General features: G+C 35.1%; 12 protein-coding genes. 8 read left to right on the forward strand and 4 right to left on the reverse strand.

The window, feature by feature from the left end; genetic code table 11:
• The first annotated feature begins 109 nt into the window (after positions 1 to 109).
• Complete coding sequence (locus tag ACTJIW_RS11390; protein ID WP_440715089.1) at positions 110 to 757, forward strand: HD domain-containing protein; 648 nt, start codon at positions 110 to 112, stop codon at positions 755 to 757.
• A gap of 199 nt (positions 758 to 956) precedes the next feature.
• On the opposite strand, the gene ACTJIW_RS11395 is transcribed toward ACTJIW_RS11390, so the two are convergent.
• Both ACTJIW_RS11395 and ACTJIW_RS11400 read right to left on the reverse strand, forming a co-directional pair.
• Positions 957 to 1,958, reverse strand: a complete 1,002-nt coding sequence (locus ACTJIW_RS11395; RefSeq protein ID WP_012026714.1) for a PorP/SprF family type IX secretion system membrane protein — start codon at positions 1,956 to 1,958, stop codon at positions 957 to 959.
• Between the two features lie 16 nt (positions 1,959 to 1,974).
• Positions 1,975 to 6,366 (reverse strand): PKD domain-containing protein, encoded by a 4,392-nt coding sequence (locus tag ACTJIW_RS11400; RefSeq protein ID WP_440715090.1) that lies wholly within the window; start codon positions 6,364 to 6,366, stop codon positions 1,975 to 1,977.
• Between the two features lie 316 nt (positions 6,367 to 6,682).
• Here ACTJIW_RS11400 and ACTJIW_RS11405 point away from each other — a divergent pair, with 316 nt between their 5' ends.
• From ACTJIW_RS11405 to ACTJIW_RS11435, 7 genes are all read left to right on the forward strand, one after another.
• Entirely contained in the window at positions 6,683 to 7,720 is a 1,038-nt protein-coding gene (locus ACTJIW_RS11405; RefSeq protein WP_274250956.1) for a helix-turn-helix transcriptional regulator, read from the forward strand.
• Positions 7,721 to 7,941: 221 nt separating this feature from the next.
• A complete protein-coding gene (locus tag ACTJIW_RS11410) occupies positions 7,942 to 8,400 on the forward strand; it encodes a MarR family winged helix-turn-helix transcriptional regulator (RefSeq protein ID WP_440715091.1) in 459 nt (152 codons plus the stop codon).
• Positions 8,401 to 8,445: 45 nt separating this feature from the next.
• Positions 8,446 to 10,836 carry a 3-hydroxyacyl-CoA dehydrogenase/enoyl-CoA hydratase family protein gene (locus ACTJIW_RS11415; RefSeq protein ID WP_274250957.1) on the forward strand — a complete coding sequence of 797 codons (2,391 nt, stop codon included), beginning with the start codon at positions 8,446 to 8,448 and terminating at the stop codon, positions 10,834 to 10,836.
• 40 nt (positions 10,837 to 10,876) lie between these two features.
• On the forward strand, positions 10,877 to 11,230 hold the full coding sequence (locus ACTJIW_RS11420; RefSeq protein WP_274250958.1) for a four helix bundle protein: 354 nt from the start codon (positions 10,877 to 10,879) through the stop codon (positions 11,228 to 11,230).
• Positions 11,231 to 11,288: 58 nt separating this feature from the next.
• The gene (locus ACTJIW_RS11425; RefSeq protein WP_440715092.1) at positions 11,289 to 12,470 is read left to right on the forward strand and encodes a thiolase family protein; all 1,182 of its coding nucleotides are present in this window, start codon (positions 11,289 to 11,291) and stop codon (positions 12,468 to 12,470) included.
• Between the two features lie 146 nt (positions 12,471 to 12,616).
• Entirely contained in the window at positions 12,617 to 14,422 is a 1,806-nt protein-coding gene (locus tag ACTJIW_RS11430) for an acyl-CoA dehydrogenase family protein (RefSeq protein ID WP_440715093.1), read from the forward strand.
• A gap of 226 nt (positions 14,423 to 14,648) precedes the next feature.
• Entirely contained in the window at positions 14,649 to 15,743 is a 1,095-nt protein-coding gene (locus tag ACTJIW_RS11435) for a glycoside hydrolase family 18 protein (protein WP_012026722.1), read from the forward strand.
• Between the two features lie 69 nt (positions 15,744 to 15,812).
• On the opposite strand, the gene ACTJIW_RS11440 is transcribed toward ACTJIW_RS11435, so the two are convergent.
• Both ACTJIW_RS11440 and ACTJIW_RS11445 read right to left on the reverse strand, forming a co-directional pair.
• On the reverse strand, positions 15,813 to 16,298 hold the full coding sequence (locus ACTJIW_RS11440) for a hypothetical protein (RefSeq protein ID WP_044048586.1): 486 nt from the start codon (positions 16,296 to 16,298) through the stop codon (positions 15,813 to 15,815).
• Positions 16,299 to 16,409: 111 nt separating this feature from the next.
• A complete protein-coding gene (locus ACTJIW_RS11445; protein WP_440715094.1) occupies positions 16,410 to 16,931 on the reverse strand; it encodes a DUF4251 domain-containing protein in 522 nt (173 codons plus the stop codon).
• Positions 16,932 to 16,940 lie beyond the last annotated feature (9 nt).

The following is a 16,940-nucleotide window of genomic DNA, read 5'->3' on the forward strand; positions in this document are numbered from 1 at the left end:
TTTTGCTATAAATATTGAACTCCTCCGGAGCTTTTTACTACATTCAAATGTGATTAGTTACAATATTGTGCTTCGTTGGAGGTTTTAATAGATTAAATAAAAAAACAACATGAATTTAGAGAAAATTTATTCTGAATTACTTTCGAATATTGGCTTTTCAGCAAATGAAATACAGAAAAACTGGATTGACTTAGAAAAGGCATATTCTAAAAAATCAAGACATTATCATAATCTCACGCATTTAAAAGAAATGGCTGCCTGTTTTGAAACGTATCATGATAAACTTCAAAATCCGAATGAAGTATTATTTTCTATTTTTTATCATGATTTTGTGTATTCGGCTTCCAAGAAAGATAACGAACTTAAAAGTGCCGAATATGCTGTATCTATTTTTACAGATGATAAACCCGACAGGTTTCAAAAACCTGTCGGGTTTGCGGAATTTGATCGTCAATTGGTTTTTGATGTGATTTGTGCAACACAGCAGCATCAGCAAAATGCAATTGAAGATATTAATTGGTTAATCGATTTTGATTTGAAAATCCTTGCTAAAGACTGGGAAGATTATACAATCTATTTTGAGCAAATTAGAAAAGAATATCGCATTTATCCTGATTTTCTATACAAACCCGGGCGCGCCAAAGCCTTGACGCATTTTCTGGAAAATGAATTTATTTTCCAAACTAATGAATTCAGAGGTTTATATGAGGAAAAAGCGAGAGCAAATATTGAAAAGGAGATTTTATTGTTGACGTAGATATCACGTTTAAATAATAAACCCTAGAGTCCAGAGGTTTCAGGACTCTAGGGTTTGTATCGAGATGCGTGAGGGATTGAAGCGGTATCTCCCGATTTAGAAAAACAAGGCTTTTTAGCCGTAGTTTTTGTTAATTGGGAATAAAGCCGAAAGCCCGACCCGTAGGGACACGCCCATATTATGCAAAGGTTTGCTTAAGTTAATTTCCTGAGTAATTAGGACAGCCAAAACATTTTCTGCGGAGATCAAACTGATAGGTTAAAGAAAGCTCATAAATACCTCCTGTTTTTCCAATTTTAGTTGTATTAAAATCATAAGAAAAACCTAGTCTTAAATGTTCGTACTGCAATCCTGTCAATAAATTTACAGAGGTCATTAAATCGCCGTTGGCACCATTTTTTGCTGGATTTGTAACCGCTGTAGCTCCAAAAAATATTTTTTCGAATAATATAGAAGCTCCTAAGTCAAGTCTGTTGTATCGGCCTTGCTGCATATAATTTGAAGTTAGAAAAAACTTTGTTTCATACGGAAGCAGCAATACGTCTATATAATCTATTATCAAAAATTCGTAACCGGCACTCAGTGAAAAGAAGGTGTTTAAAGGCACGTTTCCTTCAGAACTAAATGCAATATTAGGTCTGTTAAGATGTTTCATTGACAAACCTATCCAGGCTTTGTCTGTATTGAAAACCATTCCGGCAGAGACATCAAAAAATGTAGCTTTTCTGTTCAGTAACATAGGATCCATTGAACTGGTATTGATGACTCCTGTTCGGATGTTAATCTGATCTTCAAGCAGTAAATTCTGGAACGCAAATGATTTTAATCCAAATCCGGCTTCTATTCCGGGTCTAAATTCCCAATAATCATTCAGCCTTACTTTGTAAGCATAATTTGCGTTTAACTGAGAGAAATTATAATTGGTTACATTTTCTCTTTGGTTTAAAAAGCTGATTCCTAAACCGCTGTTCATGCTGTCACTCCATGTATTTACAAAAGCATAATCGGTGTCAATTCTAAGGTCTAATTCCGGCCATTGTTCACGGTGAATTATACCTGCATAAGTAGTTTCCATAAAACCTGTAAATCCGGGATTTAAGGTTTCGGGTATTAAAAAATATTGTGTAAAAATAGGATCCTGAGCTCTTGCCTTTGTAAATAAGCAACATGCAATTATTATGGTAAATAGTTTTAATTTCATTGGTAATTCTGGCTGCTTATTTAATTAGTGTAAAGGCTCCTTTTTCGACTATAGTATGGTTGTAAAAGGTTTTTAAGGTTATTTTGTAATAGTAATTTCCATTTTCGGCATCAATATCTTTTACTTTACCATTCCAGCCTCTAATATTGGTTCCTTTCTCTGTATAAATTACACCGCCCCATGTATCAAAAACATCCAGTGTTATATCTGATAATCCTAAAAATACCGGAGCAAACGTATCATTATATCCATCATTATTAGGAGTAAAAGCATTTGGCATTATGAGACTGTAACCTTTCTCAACTTTAATGGTTGCAGAATAAGAATATTGACAGCCAAAAGGATAAGTGACAGTTTGCTTAATAGTATAGGTTCCTACTTTAGTATAAATATGTTTTGGATTTTCTTCATTTGAAAAATTACCGTCTCCAAAATCCCATGAAATCAATGTAAAATCTCCTGTAGCTAAATTGGTAAAAGTTATTGGATCGTAAATAGAGTATAAATCATACATATCTTTTCCATAAGATCCGGTTGAGAAATTAGCAGTACCCAAAACAGGTGTGTTGACATTGTATGCTACTTCAGCTTTACAGCCAAAACTGTCTGTTACGCTAAATATGACCAAACCATTATTTTCGGTATTCATAATTTCATTATTAGCTCCAGAAACTATTCCGTCTGACCAGTTTAAGGTATAAGGCGGAATTCCTCCTTTTACATGACCTACAAAGGTTTGCTTGACATATTTGGTTTCACAATTATGATCGGTTATTACTTCGATTGAAGGTGTAAGCTGATCAAATCTGATAATTGTCCAAGTATCAGATTGTTTACAGCCGTTAGCATCTGTTACAACAACAGTATATTTACCCGGAACAAGATTTACTAAGTCTTCTGTCCTGGCACCATTCGACCAGCTGTAAGTATAGGGCTGTGTACCTCCTGTTACAATTAGATTGACTGCTCCGGTATCGGATCTTGTACAATCTAAAGTATTAGAAACTTCTCCTTTTATTTCCAGCAATAATGGTTCTACAATTGTAAAAGTTTCTTTTATTTCACAATTTTTTGCATCGGTAATAGTTACAGAATACTTTCCTGGCCCTATATTATTTCTTTCAATTCCAGCAGTCGCATCATCATCCCAAACAAGTCGCACAGGAGCTTTGCCTCCTACGAGATTTAAACGTATGTGTGCATCTTTCTGACCAAAACAAGAAATCTGCCTTACGTCTGGTTTTATCATAAATACCGGCGCATTGTCTATAACTATTGTAAACACTTTTGGACAGCCTAAAGCATCTGTAATCGTTATTACATAAGTCCCAGCCGATAAGTTATTCTGTACACGTCCTGAACCTAAATTACTCCATTTAATAATATATGGCTCTCCCGTTGCAAAAGGAACACCTCCTGTAATGTTATTTATAGTAATCGAAGCATCGGCATAATTATAGCACGCTATTTCGGTTTTTGTATAATCTAACTTTATTTCGTCATTTTGAAGCAGTACAACCTGTAAATTAGAAACACAGCCAGAATTATCAGTAACGGTTAAATTATAAGTTCCGGCGGCTAAATTTCTCGGATTTTGAACTGTGCTTCTATATCCATTTGGTCCAGTCCAGTTGTATCGGTAATTAAATATTCCCGGAGAAATTTCTGTTGCTCTTCCTCCTGTAGTTGTTACATTAATTTCGCCGGTTGAATATCCATAACACAATATATCTACCTGGCTTACATAACTAACTTTTAACAACGGAGGTTCAATTATCGTAAAACTTCTATTCAGGACATCACAGGAATTTACTTCTGTAATGGTAACATTATAATCACCAGGTCCTAAATTGGCCGGATTTCCGGTATTAGCAGTATAAGACGCTCCGTTTTTAGTCCATACATAAGTGTAAGGCAGAGTTCCTCCAGATACTGACACATTAATTCTTCCGTCATTTAAACCAAAACAGGTAATGTCATTTTTTGATTCTCCAACGACCTGAAATTTACCTGGTTCGCTGACATAATAACTTTGATTGAAAGGACATCTTCCGTTATCAATAACTCTTAAATTATAATACCCCGGTCTTAAGTTTGAAATATTTTGATCTGAACTTGCAAATCCGTTAGGACCTGTCCAGGAAAAATTATATGAATTTCCTGTTGCAAAAGGAATTCCACCAGCAACAGCAATAGTTATGCTTCCGTCATTTGAGCCAAAACAAGTACCTGTTTTTATTGTTTCAGTAACTTTAATTAATGGGTCGACCGTTACCGTAATTGTAAAATCTGGTCCCGGACAAACCGTAGATATTGGCGATACAGTATACGTAACTGTTGCCGGTGCATTTGTATTATTGGTAAGTGTCTGACTAATATTTGTTCTTGGAGATGATTGTGCAAAGGCACCGCTCACAGCTCCAGGAGGAGAAACTACAGGAGCAGACCATACATAGGTCGTTCCTGCAGGAACATTATCTGTTCCGTTTGTAAATGGTGTAACCTGAAAAGATGCTCCGCTGCATATCTGTACAGATTTTGGTGTTATAACAGGAGATAAAACTGTATTAACCGAAAAATTTTGCGTTTTTGTGGTAGTCCCACAGCTGTTCGTTACACTAAAAGTTGCCTGATAATTTCCACTGACTGTATAATTAATTGACCCCGGATCAAGTAAAGTTGACGATGAAGGCGTTCCTCCGGGAAAACTCCATAAATAGGTAATCTCGCTGGCCGGAGCACAAGTTTCTTCTACCTTTCCGACTGGTTTAATTGTTGCCGAATTACAAAAATCAGATATCTTTTCTAATGTAATTACCGGCGGTTTTTTTACCTGAATGGTTTTTACAATAGAACGGTCTATTCCGCAGGAGTTTCTTGTAGTTAATCTAACATAGTAAGTTCCCGGCATTACAAAATTAAATACTGGCTCTTTTGAATAAGAATAAGTACCATTAGCAAAATTCCACTGTCCTCTTCCTGCCCCCGGAACTGACTCTTTACCGCAAAATCCTTCAACATAATTAATTACTTCCCAATAATAGCTTTCTACACCACAGCTTAAACTTGTATCTGTAGTATTTGTAATTTGTAAATTACTGGATGCACAAGCATTACCAAAAGTAAAATTGGGTTCTAAAATTGGTTCAACACATATTTGTCTTGTTGCCGTATTGCCTATTCCACAAGGCGTTTGTGCCCTTAATGTAATTGTATAAGTTCCTGGTCTTGTATATACGTGTGCAGGATTTACTTCTCTCGATACCGGAGTTCCGTCTCCAAAATCCCACGTGTAAACATTGTATGTACTGCAGCCATTAGTATAACCAGCCATTGTGGTATTGCTAAAATAAGCGTAAGTATTAGCACATATTATACTGTTTACATTAAAACTTACAGTTGGTACATCTAAAATAATAATAGGACCAGCTGTTAAATAAGTGCTCCCGCAAGATGTTGTTATCGTTAAAGTTACTGTATTTCCAGACGGGCAATTAAATCGTGTAAAAGTATGCGGAATAGGAAAATTTTGCGACGCACCAGGATTTGCACTATTGTAATAAGGCGAACTTTCTAATTGCTGCTGCGTATAATTTTGAAACGTACCATCTCCATAATTTACCTGATAATTGGTATCAGACGCATTCAGTCCCCATGATCCTATTGCAAAATCCATTGGAGGAACCGGTGTACATAAATTGGTAGTATTACCCGGCGCAATAAGAGCACCTATTGGATTATTAGAATTTTTTACAACATAAGTGATCGAATTACTGCAGGAATTTGTTCCTAAAGCAGTAATAGTCATATTAAACGCCCCTAATTTTTGATATTCATGGGTTCTGGGAAACGTAACGTTTGTTTCTGAAGTACCATCCCCCCAATTAACATTATAAGAAGTAATACAGGAAACTGAAGCAGAGCTATTTCCCACATTAATTGTATACTTAGGATTCGAATTATTATCTCCGCATCGCTCAAAAGGTTTCGCAGATCCGGCCGCATTTAAATCTACAAACTTTAAATCAGGTTTTTGTGCAACTGAAACAGTTTTTGCAACAGTATTTATCTCACCATTTGCATCTGTAACAGTCAGTCTTACGGTAAAATTTTGGAATCCGCAGCCAAGTGCTGTAAAAGTATGATTCGGATTATTAACTGTCGATGTAGTTCCATCACCAAAATCCCAGCTGTAAACAAAAGGAGCTGCACCGCTCACTATTGCGTTGAATGTTACCGGTGTGCCGGAACAGCTGTTATTATTTGTAAAATTAAAATCTACAGAAGGGGGAACAGTTAATTTATAACTATTAAAAAACAGGTTTAAATTATCATTTGCATGAAAAGCAAACACTGAAGTGGTTATTAAAAAAATAAAGCTTAAAGGCAGTAAGTAAAGTTTCCCCATATATGTCGAATCAAATTTGTGCGTAAAAGTATATGATTTTTTAACATAAAAAAATATTAAAAAACCGATTTAAAATCAATATGTTAAATTTTAGTGCGCAACACTATTGCGTATTAAGATTAAATGAAATATTTTTAATAAAAAATAAAACAGAACCAAATGTAAATCTTGCAAAGACGCGAAGTCGCAAAGTTTTTCTCTCGCAGATTGAGCAGATTTAAGAGTTTTTTTTTTAATCATCTTAATCCTTTAATCTGTGGCACAAAAAAATAAATCTTTGCGCCTTTGTGCCTTTGCCGCAAAAAACAACACAATAATGTCACAAAACAAAAACGCCTTAATACGATACAAAACCATCGATAAATGCCTGCAGAATAAATACAGACAATGGACACTCGAAGATTTAATCGAAGAATGCTCCGAAGCTTTATTTGAATATGAAGGAAGACAAAATCCAATCAGCAAGCGAACCATCCAGATGGATATTCAGCTGATGCGAAGTGAGAAATTGGGTTATAATGCGCCAATCGTAGTTTACGATAAAAAGTATTATAAATATGAAGACGAAGATTTTTCGATAACCGATATTCCGCTGACGGAAACCGATATGAATGTTTTGACGGAAACGGTTTCTATGCTGAAACAATTTAAAGATTTCTCATTATTTAATGATGTATCGGATATTCTACAGCGATTAGAGGATAAAATCTACGCCGAGAAATCGCATACCAAACCTGTTATTTATCTGGATAAAAATGAGAAATTAAAAGGACTCCATTATCTGGACGAAATCTATCAGGCGATTATCAAGAAAATGGTTCTCATTATTACTTATAAATCTTTTAAATCCAGAGAAGAAACAAAATTCCATTTTCATCCTTTTATACTAAAAGAGTTTAATAACCGCTGGTTTTTAATTGGAAAGAAGAAAGCCTCACAGCCGATTACCAATTTAGCATTGGACAGAATCATTTCTATTGATTACGATTTTAATCATCCTTATTTAGAAGAAGATTTTGATGCTGATAATTTTTATAAAGATGTAATTGGTGTTACGGTGAATTCAGGATTGAATGCAAGACGAATTGAGTTATGGGTCGATGCTTCAAATGCGCCTTATGTACTTACAAAACCTCTGCATACCTCTCAGCGATTAATTAAGGAAAATGAAGACGGAAGCGTTATTATACATATATATGTAATTCCAAATTACGAAATGGAACGACTTTTATTAGGTTTTGGAAGCTGTTTAGAGATTTTAAAGCCCGAAGGTCTGAGAAATCGTATGAAAAAGACCCTACAGGATGCAATTTCGCGCTACGATTCTGAAAAACCAACTGAAATAAATGCATAATTTTTTACGGAATATAGAATTAAATGCTTTTTAAAAATTAAAAAAAGATTTTTACTGCATTAAAAATGTTAAAATCTAAAAAAAGAATAGTATATTACACTTAAAATAAACCACCAAAACCCTCTAAATCAGGGATATTTTATAACTAACCAAAAAATTATTAAAAAATTATATGCATGCATAGTATTTTTTAATTATATTTGAAATCGATATAGTTACCTATGAAAGACAAAACGATAGATTATATTTTGAGAGCTACATGGCAGGCTGTTTCAAGAATGTATAACGAAGAAGCTGCTAAATACGATGCAACAATGGCGACAGGGTTTGCTCTTTTAAGTATGGATAAGGAAGAAGGAACTCCATCAACCGCTTTAGGTCCGAGAATGGGCATGGAAGCAACCAGCTTGACAAGAACACTTAAATCTATGGAAGAAAAAGGTTTAATTGTTCGCAAAAAGAACCCAAGCGACGGCCGAGGTGTTTTAATCTATCTGACCGATTTTGGGAAAGAAAAGAGAGATTTATCTAAAAATACAGTTCTGAAGTTTAATGAAATGGTAAGAAAACATGTTTCGGAGGAAAAACTGAATCATTTTATCGAGGTTTCTGAAATCATAAATGAACTGATTCACGATAAAAACATATTTAATCAAACAGAAAACACAGAAAATAAATAGTTTTTAAAAAGCATTTATTTTCTCCTACAAACAAATAATAACAATATGAAACGCACAATTAAAAAAGTTGCTGTAATTGGATCCGGAATTATGGGTTCAGGTATAGCTTGTCATTTTGCTAACATTGGTGTCGAAGTTTTACTTCTGGACATTGTACCGCGTGAACTGACCGAAGCTGAAGCTAAAAAAGGATTAACACTTGAAAGTAAAGCCGTTCGCAACCGTGTGGTAAACGAACATTTGGCGAATTCATTAAAATCAAAACCCTCTCCTATTTACAGTCAGAAATTCGCAAACCGAATCACGACTGGAAATACAACTGATGATATGGCAAAAATTGCCAATGTTGACTGGATTATTGAGGTTGTTGTGGAGCGTTTAGACATTAAGAAATTAGTTTTTGAACAAATCGAGAAATTCCGTAAACCGGGAACTTTAGTTACTTCTAATACTTCTGGTATTCCAATTCACTTTATGAGTGAAGGAAGAAGCGAAGATTTTCAACAGCACTTCTGCGGAACTCACTTTTTTAACCCTGCGCGTTACTTAAAATTATTTGAAATTATTCCTGGTCCAAAAACTTCAACTGAAGTATTGGATTTCTTAAACGAATACGGATCTAAATTCTTAGGAAAAACTTCTGTTGTTGCTAAAGATACTCCGGCGTTTATTGGAAACAGAATTGGTATTTACGGAATCCAGAGTTTATTCCATTTGGTTAAAGAAATGGGATTAACGATTGAAGAAGTTGATAAATTGACAGGACCAGTTATCGGTCGTCCAAAATCAGCTACTTTCCGTACGGTTGACGTTGTTGGTTTGGATACTTTGGTACACGTTGCCAATGGTATTTACGAAAACTGTCCTAACGACGAGCAACACGAATTGTTCAAACTTCCTGATTTCATCAACAAAATGATGGAAAATAATTGGTTAGGAAGCAAAACCGGACAAGGTTTTTATAAAAAAGTAGATAAAGATATTCTTTCTTTAGACTTAGATACATTAGAATACCGCGCTGCGAAAAAAGCAAATTTTGCTACTCTTGAACTAACAAAAACTATTGATAAACCTATTAATCGTTTTAAAGTTTTAGTAAAAGGAACAGACAAAGCGGGAGAATTCTACCGTAAGAGTTTCGCCGGAATGTTTGCTTATGTGTCAAACAGAGTTCCTGAAATCTCAGACGAATTATATAAAATTGACGATGCCATGAAAGCTGGTTTTGGATGGGAAAATGGTCCATTCGAAATCTGGGATGCTATTGGTGTTGCCAAAGGAATTGAAATCATGAAAGCAGAAGGTTTAGAGCCTGCAGCATGGGTTACTGAAATGTTAGCTTCTGGAAGCGATAGTTTCTACTCTGTAAAAGAAGGGGCAACTTATTTCTATAACATTCCAACAAAATCACAAGTAAAAGTTCCTGGACAAGATTCATTCATCATCCTAAACAACATTCGCGAAAGCAAAAAAGTTTGGAGCAACAGTGGCGCAATCATTCAGGATTTAGGAGACGGAATCTTAAACTTAGAATTCCAATCTAAAATGAATACAATTGGCGGCGACGTTCTTGCCGCAATCAATAAAGCAATCGACTTATCTGAAAAAGAATATCAAGGTTTAGTTATTGGTAACCAAGCAGCGAATTTCTCTGTTGGAGCTAATATCGGAATGATTTTCATGATGGCAGTTGAGCAGGAATACGACGAATTGAACATGGCAATTAAATTGTTCCAAGACACCATGATGCGTGTTCGTTACTCTTCTATTCCAGTTGTAGTGGCGCCTCACGGAATGACTTTTGGAGGTGGATGCGAAATGAGCTTACATGCTGATAAAGTGGTTGCTGCGGCAGAAACTTACATGGGATTAGTTGAATTTGGTGTTGGAGTTATCCCTGGCGGTGGTGGTTCTAAAGAAATGACTTTAAGAGCTTCAGATTTATTCCGCAAAAATGATGTGGAATTAAACGTTCTTCAAGAGTATTTCTTGACAATCGCTATGGCTAAAGTTTCGACTTCTGGTTATGAAGCTTTTGACACTGGACTTTTACAACATGGAAAAGACGTTATTGTAGTCAACAAAGATCGTCAGATTGCTGAAGCTAAAAAACATGCTTTGCTAATGGCAGAAGCTGGTTACACACAACCAATCAGAAGAAACGATATTAAAGTTTTAGGAAAACAAGCTTTGGGTATGTTCTTAGTAGGAACAGATCAAATGCAAGCTGGAAAATACATTTCTGAGCATGACAAGAAAATCGCTAACAAACTGGCTTACGTAATGGCTGGTGGTGATTTATCTGAAGCAACTTTAGTTTCTGAACAATATTTATTAGATATCGAACGTGAAGCTTTCTTGAGTTTATGTACAGAACGTAAGACTTTAGAGAGAATCCAGTACATGTTGACTAAAGGAAAACCGCTTCGTAATTAGCATTGAGTATTAAGATTTGAGTATTAAGATTAAAAGAATTATGCATCAATTTGAAAAGTTGAAAATCTGGCAAAAGGCTATGGATATTGTAGAAAACGTCTACAAAGTTTGTGCAGAATTACCCTCAAATGAAAAATTTAACTTAATAAGTCAAATAAAAAGATGTGCAGTATCTATCCCTTCAAATATAGCTGAAGGTTCTGGTAGAAATTCTAATAATGAGTTTGCTCATTTTTTAGGAATTGCAAATGGTTCAACTTATGAATTAATCACTCAATTAATGATTTCAAAACGTTTGAAATTAATAGCTGAAGAAAAAATATCAACTATAATAAATGAATTAGTAGAAGTCAGCAACATGAATTTTGCGCTTCAAAGATCTCTAAAAAAATAATAACTATATCGATTGGCAGTCTTAATACTTAATACACCAATCTTAATACATTTTATAAATGAAAACAGCATATATAGTAAAAGCATATAGAACAGCAGTTGGAAAAGCTCCAAAAGGTGTTTTTAGATTTAAAAGACCTGATGAATTAGCTGCAGAAACGATCCAGTTTATGATGGATGAACTGCCTAATTTCGATAAAAAACGTATCGATGACGTTATGGTAGGAAATGCCATGCCGGAAGCGGAACAAGGTCTTAACGTTGGACGTTTGATTTCTTTAATGGGATTAAAAGTAGAAGACGTTCCTGGAGTTACAGTAAACCGCTACTGCGCATCTGGATTAGAAACTATTGGAATGGCGACTGCTAAAATCCAATCAGGAATGGCAGATTGTATCATTGCGGGTGGTGCAGAAAGTATGAGTTATATCCCGATGGGAGGTTACAAACCAACTCCGGATTATAAAGTTGCTGCAGCGGGTCACGAAGATTACTATTGGGGAATGGGCTTAACTGCTGAGGCGGTGGCTAACCAATACAAAATCTCTAGAGAAGATCAGGATGAGTTTGCTTACAACTCCCACATGAAAGCGTTGAAAGCGCAGGCAGAAGGAAAATTTGACAAACAAATCGTTCCAATTACTGTTGAGCAGACTTTCATCAATGAAAATGGAAAAAAAGAAACTAAGTCATACGTTGTAAATAAAGACGAAGGTCCAAGAGCAGGAACTTCTAAAGAAGCTTTAGCAGGTTTAAAACCGGTTTTCGCTGCTGACGGAAGTGTAACTGCAGGAAACTCTTCTCAAATGAGCGACGGTGCTGCTTTCGTTTTAATCATGAGCGAAGAAATGGTAAAAGAATTAAATCTTGAGCCAATTGCACGTTTGGTAAACTTTGCTTCTTCTGGTGTTGAGCCAAGAATTATGGGTATCGGTCCAGTAAAAGCTATTCCAAAAGCCTTAAAACAAGCAGGATTAACATTAAACGATATCGAGTTAATTGAGTTAAACGAGGCTTTTGCTTCACAAGCTTTAGCAGTAACCCGCGAATTAAACATAAATCCAGAAATCGTAAACGTAAACGGTGGAGCAATCGCTTTAGGTCACCCTCTGGGATGTACAGGAGCTAAACTTTCTGTTCAGTTATTTGATGAGATGAAACGCAGAGGTAATAGATACGGAATCGTTTCTATGTGTGTGGGTACTGGGCAAGGAAGCGCGGGGATTTACGAAGTGTTGTAATAAGTAGTATTAAGTAAAGTATACGTCCAGTTTGGTCATTGCGAGGAACGAAGCAACCTCGCTAACAATTGCGCAAAGCAAGTGTGGTTGCTTCGTTCCTCGCAATGACAAGATTGAGCAAAAACAAAATATAAAAAAACATAATCATGGCAGATACAATCGAAAAAAACGTGACTCGTGGTGGTCAGTTTTTAGTTAAAGAAACAAAATGCGAAGATATCTTCACACCAGAAGATTTCTCAGAAGAGCAGTTAATGATGCGTGACTCTGTAAAGGAGTTCGTAGACAAAGAATTATGGGCGCACAAAGATCGTTTTGAGAAAAAAGATTATGCGTATACAGAATCATCTATGCGTAAAGCTGGTGAACTAGGACTTCTGGGAGTTGCAGTTCCAGAAGAATACGGCGGATTAGGAATGGGATTTGTTTCTACAATGTTGGTTTGTGACTACATTTCTGGAGCAACAGGTTCTTTCTCAACTGCTTTTGGTGCTCATACAGGAATTGGAACTATGCCAATTACACTTTACGGTACTGAAGAACAAAAGAAAAAATACGTTCCGAAATTGGCTTCTGGAGAATGGTTTGGAGCTTATTGCTTAACTGAACCAGGCGCAGGATCTGATGCTAACTCAGGAAAAACTAAAGCAGTTTTATCTGATGATGGAAAGTACTACTCTATTACAGGACAAAAAATGTGGATTTCGAATGCAGGTTTCTGCAGCGTTTTCATCGTTTTTGCTCGTATTGGAGATGATAAAAATATTACAGGTTTCATCGTAGAAAACGATCCTTCAAACGGAATTTCTATGAATGAAGAAGAACATAAATTAGGAATCCGTGCTTCATCTACTCGTCAGGTTTTCTTCAACGAAACAAAAGTTCCGGTTGAAAATATGTTATCTGAAAGAGGAAACGGTTTCAAAATTGCAATGAATGCTTTGAATGTTGGTCGTATTAAACTAGCTGCAGCTTGTTTAGATGCTCAAAGAAGAGTTACTTCTGGAGCTGTAAAATATGCTAACGAAAGAATTCAGTTCAACACTTCTATTTCATCTTTCGGAGCTATCCGCTCTAAATTAGCTGAAATGGCAACTAATGCTTACGCTGGAGAGAGTGCCTCTTACCGTGCTGCAAAAGACATTGAAGACAGAATTGCTGCTCGTGAAGCAGAAGGAACTTCTCACCAAGAAGCTGAATTAAAAGGTGTTGAAGAATATGCTATCGAGTGTTCTATCTTGAAAGTAGCGGTTTCTGAGGACGTTCAAAACTGTTCTGACGAAGGTATTCAGGTTTTTGGTGGAATGGGATTCTCTGAAGATACTCCAATGGAGAGTGCCTGGAGAGATGCTCGTATCGCTCGTATCTACGAAGGAACAAACGAAATCAACAGAATGCTTTCTGTAGGTATGTTGATCAAAAAAGCAATGAAAGGACACGTTGATTTACTTGGACCAGCAATGAAAGTTCAGGAAGAATTAATGGGAATTCCATCTTTTGATACGCCTGATTTCTCTGAATTATTCTCAGAAGAAAAAGTAATCGTTGCTAACTTGAAAAAAGTTTTCTTAATGGTTGCCGGAAGCGCTGTTCAAAAATACGGTCCTGAATTAGATTCTCACCAACAATTATTAATGGCTGCTGCTGATATCTTAATCGAAATCTACATGGCTGAAAGTACTATTCTTAGAACTGAGAAATTAGCTAAAAAAGAAGGTGAAGATAAAGTACAAGAGCAAATCGCTATGGCAAAATTATACTTGTACAAAGCGGTGGATATTGTAAACTTAAGAGGAAAAGAAGGAATCGCTTCTTTCTCTGAAGGCGACGAACAGCGTATGATGTTAATGGGACTTAAACGTTTCACTAAATACACTAACCTGCCAAACGTAGTGGCATTAAGAGAAAAAATCGCAGAAAAATTAGTTGCAGAAAATTCATACTGCTTCTAATATCAAAATAGTTTTTAGCTTTTAATTTGTTTAAACCCGCACAAGTCCGAAACTGTGCGGGTTTATTTTTTTATCAATTTTTGAAAGCCGTAAAAGCATTACACGCAATATTTTTGCAACGATTTGCAAAATATTCGTTAAAATTAACTTTTCGAAGCAGGCAGGATAGTAAATCTTAAATTCTAATGTTTTAAATTTAGCGTTCTAAAACTTCAAAAAACATAAAATGAAACAAATTAACCTAATTGCACTTTTATTTTGCTGCATCTTATCCACAACAACTTTTGCGCAGAAAAATAAAAAATTCGACATTATTGCTTATTACACAGGCGATTCTCAATTAATTGACCAATATGAAGTCAGTAAATTAAATCAAATTATTTTTAGTTTCTGTCATTTAAAAGATGGAAAACTAAGTGTAGACTCTGCTAAAGATTCTCTTACTATTAAACACTTAGTATCTTTAAAAGCTAAAAATCCACAATTAAAAATTATTGTATCACTTGGCGGCTGGGGAGGCTGCGAACCTTGTTCAGATGCATTTTCAACCGCTGAGGGACGTTTGAAATTTGCTAAATCTGTAAAAGAAGTAAGTGATTATTTCAAAGTAGACGGTTTAGATTTAGACTGGGAATATCCTTCAATCGAAGGACTTCCGGGACATTTATACCAAGCTGCTGATAAACCTAATTTTACTGAATTGGTAAAAATATTACGTTCTACTTTAGGTAAAAAATACGAATTGAGTTTTGCTGCAGGAGGTTTTCAAAAATGTTTAGACGAATCTATCGATTGGAAAGCTGTTGCTCCATTTGTAAACCGTATCAATATTATGAGTTATGATTTAGTAAACGGATATTCAAAAGTTACTGGTCATCATACACCATTATACAGCACAAATCCTAAAGAAGAATCTACAGACAGAGCTGTTGAATTTTTATTAAAACAAGGCGTTCCGGCTGAAAAATTAGTAATTGGAGGCGCATTTTATACCAGACAATGGAAAAATGTAGAAAATATCAATAACGGATTGTATCAGGCTGGAGAGCATTTTCAAGGTGTTGATTTTAAAAACTACGCGACAACTTATACCGAAGCTAATGGCTGGAAATATTTCTGGGATGATAAGGCAAAAGCTCCATATTGGTATAATGCACAGACTAAAACTTTTGCTACATCTGATGATCTTAAATCCATCAAAGCAAAAACTGAATATGTAAAAGAGAAAAAACTGGGAGGAATTATGTTCTGGGAACTTACTCTGGACAGTTTCCGTAACGGAATGGTCGATGAAATTTATAAAGTTAAAACGGCTAAATAAGTTTTTGAAAAGCAGATAAAAAAAGGCAGTTATTTAAAATAACTGCCTTTTTTTATATATCAAGAGATTTTATTGGATTTTAGATTTATCTAATTCGCCAATAAACGGAATTGCTTCCAGAATTTCAGATCGAATTATGGTTTGAAGATATACTTCTAACTGAATAAATTTAGCAGCATTTATACTTCCAATCGCTTTCTTTGCTTTTCCATATGTTTTACTATACAACTTTTCATAATCTATGTGATTTTTTAAAGTTGCTTTTGCCAATTCATCTGCTTTTGCATCAGTAAGCGTTTCATAATTAGCTGCATAATCATTAATTAATTGAAATTTAGTCTGACCAAGGGCTTTACGCTGTACTTCATAATCGTCATATACTTTTGTAAAAGCTGCCGATTGTGCATCAGACAAATTCATATATTGTTTTACGAGATCACTTTTTGATTTTCCGTAAAGACTTTGTAAAACATCTACATCTTCTTTAAATGAAGACTGTGCATAAGATGAAAACGCGGCAAGGGCCATAATAAAAATAAGACTTAATTTTTTCATAGTTTCAATTTTTAAATTTGTTTCTAAATAATTATGCATTCAAAATATATTGTTTTTAAAATCGTAATTCATTTCAAAAGAGTTTTATAAAGCATAAAAACTATGCAGATGTTATTTTTTATTTTCATCTGTTTTTGGGGCGCTTATTTCGCCATCATAAAAAATTGGCGCGCGATTATTACTATTTACCGAAAGTGAGGTGCCTCCATTATAAAAAATAGTAAACATCAAATCGTAAACATCATCTTTACCTTTAACAGAAGCCTTAATAGTTGTGTTTTTCTTCTTTTTCTCTACTTTAATATTTTCGGGTATTCCTTCAAATTTAATTCCGCCGTCGCTTCCGTATCCTACATTATAACCCCTTCCAAAAAACGGAAGATCTGCAGTAGTTTTTTCGGTATTAAACTTTAAAAAATACATATTATAGTCTAGATTAATGAGCCTTCCTCCTTGCGGGGTAAGCTTTTGAGCCTCAAAAACAAAATTTTTAGAATCAATAAGCGCTTCAATTTCTTTTTGCTTTTGCGCCTCACGTTCGGCTTTTAATTCTTTTTTCGTTTTTTCCTGAGCAAAGGCAGAAAAATTCAAAAAGGCAGATAAAACGAGTAAAATGAATACTTTATTTTTCATATCAATTCA

It is taken from the genome of Flavobacterium sp. 22659 (assembly GCF_052044235.1).
Lineage (GTDB): Bacteria > Bacteroidota > Bacteroidia > Flavobacteriales > Flavobacteriaceae > Flavobacterium > Flavobacterium johnsoniae.

Coding starts and splice junctions, on each gene's coding strand:
- ACTJIW_RS11390 (WP_440715089.1), top strand. CDS start 110: ATGAATTTAGAGAAAATTTATTCTGAATTACTTTCGAATATTGGCTTT.
- ACTJIW_RS11395 (WP_012026714.1), bottom strand. CDS start 1,958: ATGAAATTAAAACTATTTACCATAATAATTGCATGTTGCTTATTTACA.
- ACTJIW_RS11400 (WP_440715090.1), bottom strand. CDS start 6,366: ATGGGGAAACTTTACTTACTGCCTTTAAGCTTTATTTTTTTAATAACC.
- ACTJIW_RS11405 (WP_274250956.1), top strand. CDS start 6,683: ATGTCACAAAACAAAAACGCCTTAATACGATACAAAACCATCGATAAA.
- ACTJIW_RS11410 (WP_440715091.1), top strand. CDS start 7,942: ATGAAAGACAAAACGATAGATTATATTTTGAGAGCTACATGGCAGGCT.
- ACTJIW_RS11415 (WP_274250957.1), top strand. CDS start 8,446: ATGAAACGCACAATTAAAAAAGTTGCTGTAATTGGATCCGGAATTATG.
- ACTJIW_RS11420 (WP_274250958.1), top strand. CDS start 10,877: ATGCATCAATTTGAAAAGTTGAAAATCTGGCAAAAGGCTATGGATATT.
- ACTJIW_RS11425 (WP_440715092.1), top strand. CDS start 11,289: ATGAAAACAGCATATATAGTAAAAGCATATAGAACAGCAGTTGGAAAA.
- ACTJIW_RS11430 (WP_440715093.1), top strand. CDS start 12,617: ATGGCAGATACAATCGAAAAAAACGTGACTCGTGGTGGTCAGTTTTTA.
- ACTJIW_RS11435 (WP_012026722.1), top strand. CDS start 14,649: ATGAAACAAATTAACCTAATTGCACTTTTATTTTGCTGCATCTTATCC.
- ACTJIW_RS11440 (WP_044048586.1), bottom strand. CDS start 16,298: ATGAAAAAATTAAGTCTTATTTTTATTATGGCCCTTGCCGCGTTTTCA.
- ACTJIW_RS11445 (WP_440715094.1), bottom strand. CDS start 16,931: ATGAAAAATAAAGTATTCATTTTACTCGTTTTATCTGCCTTTTTGAAT.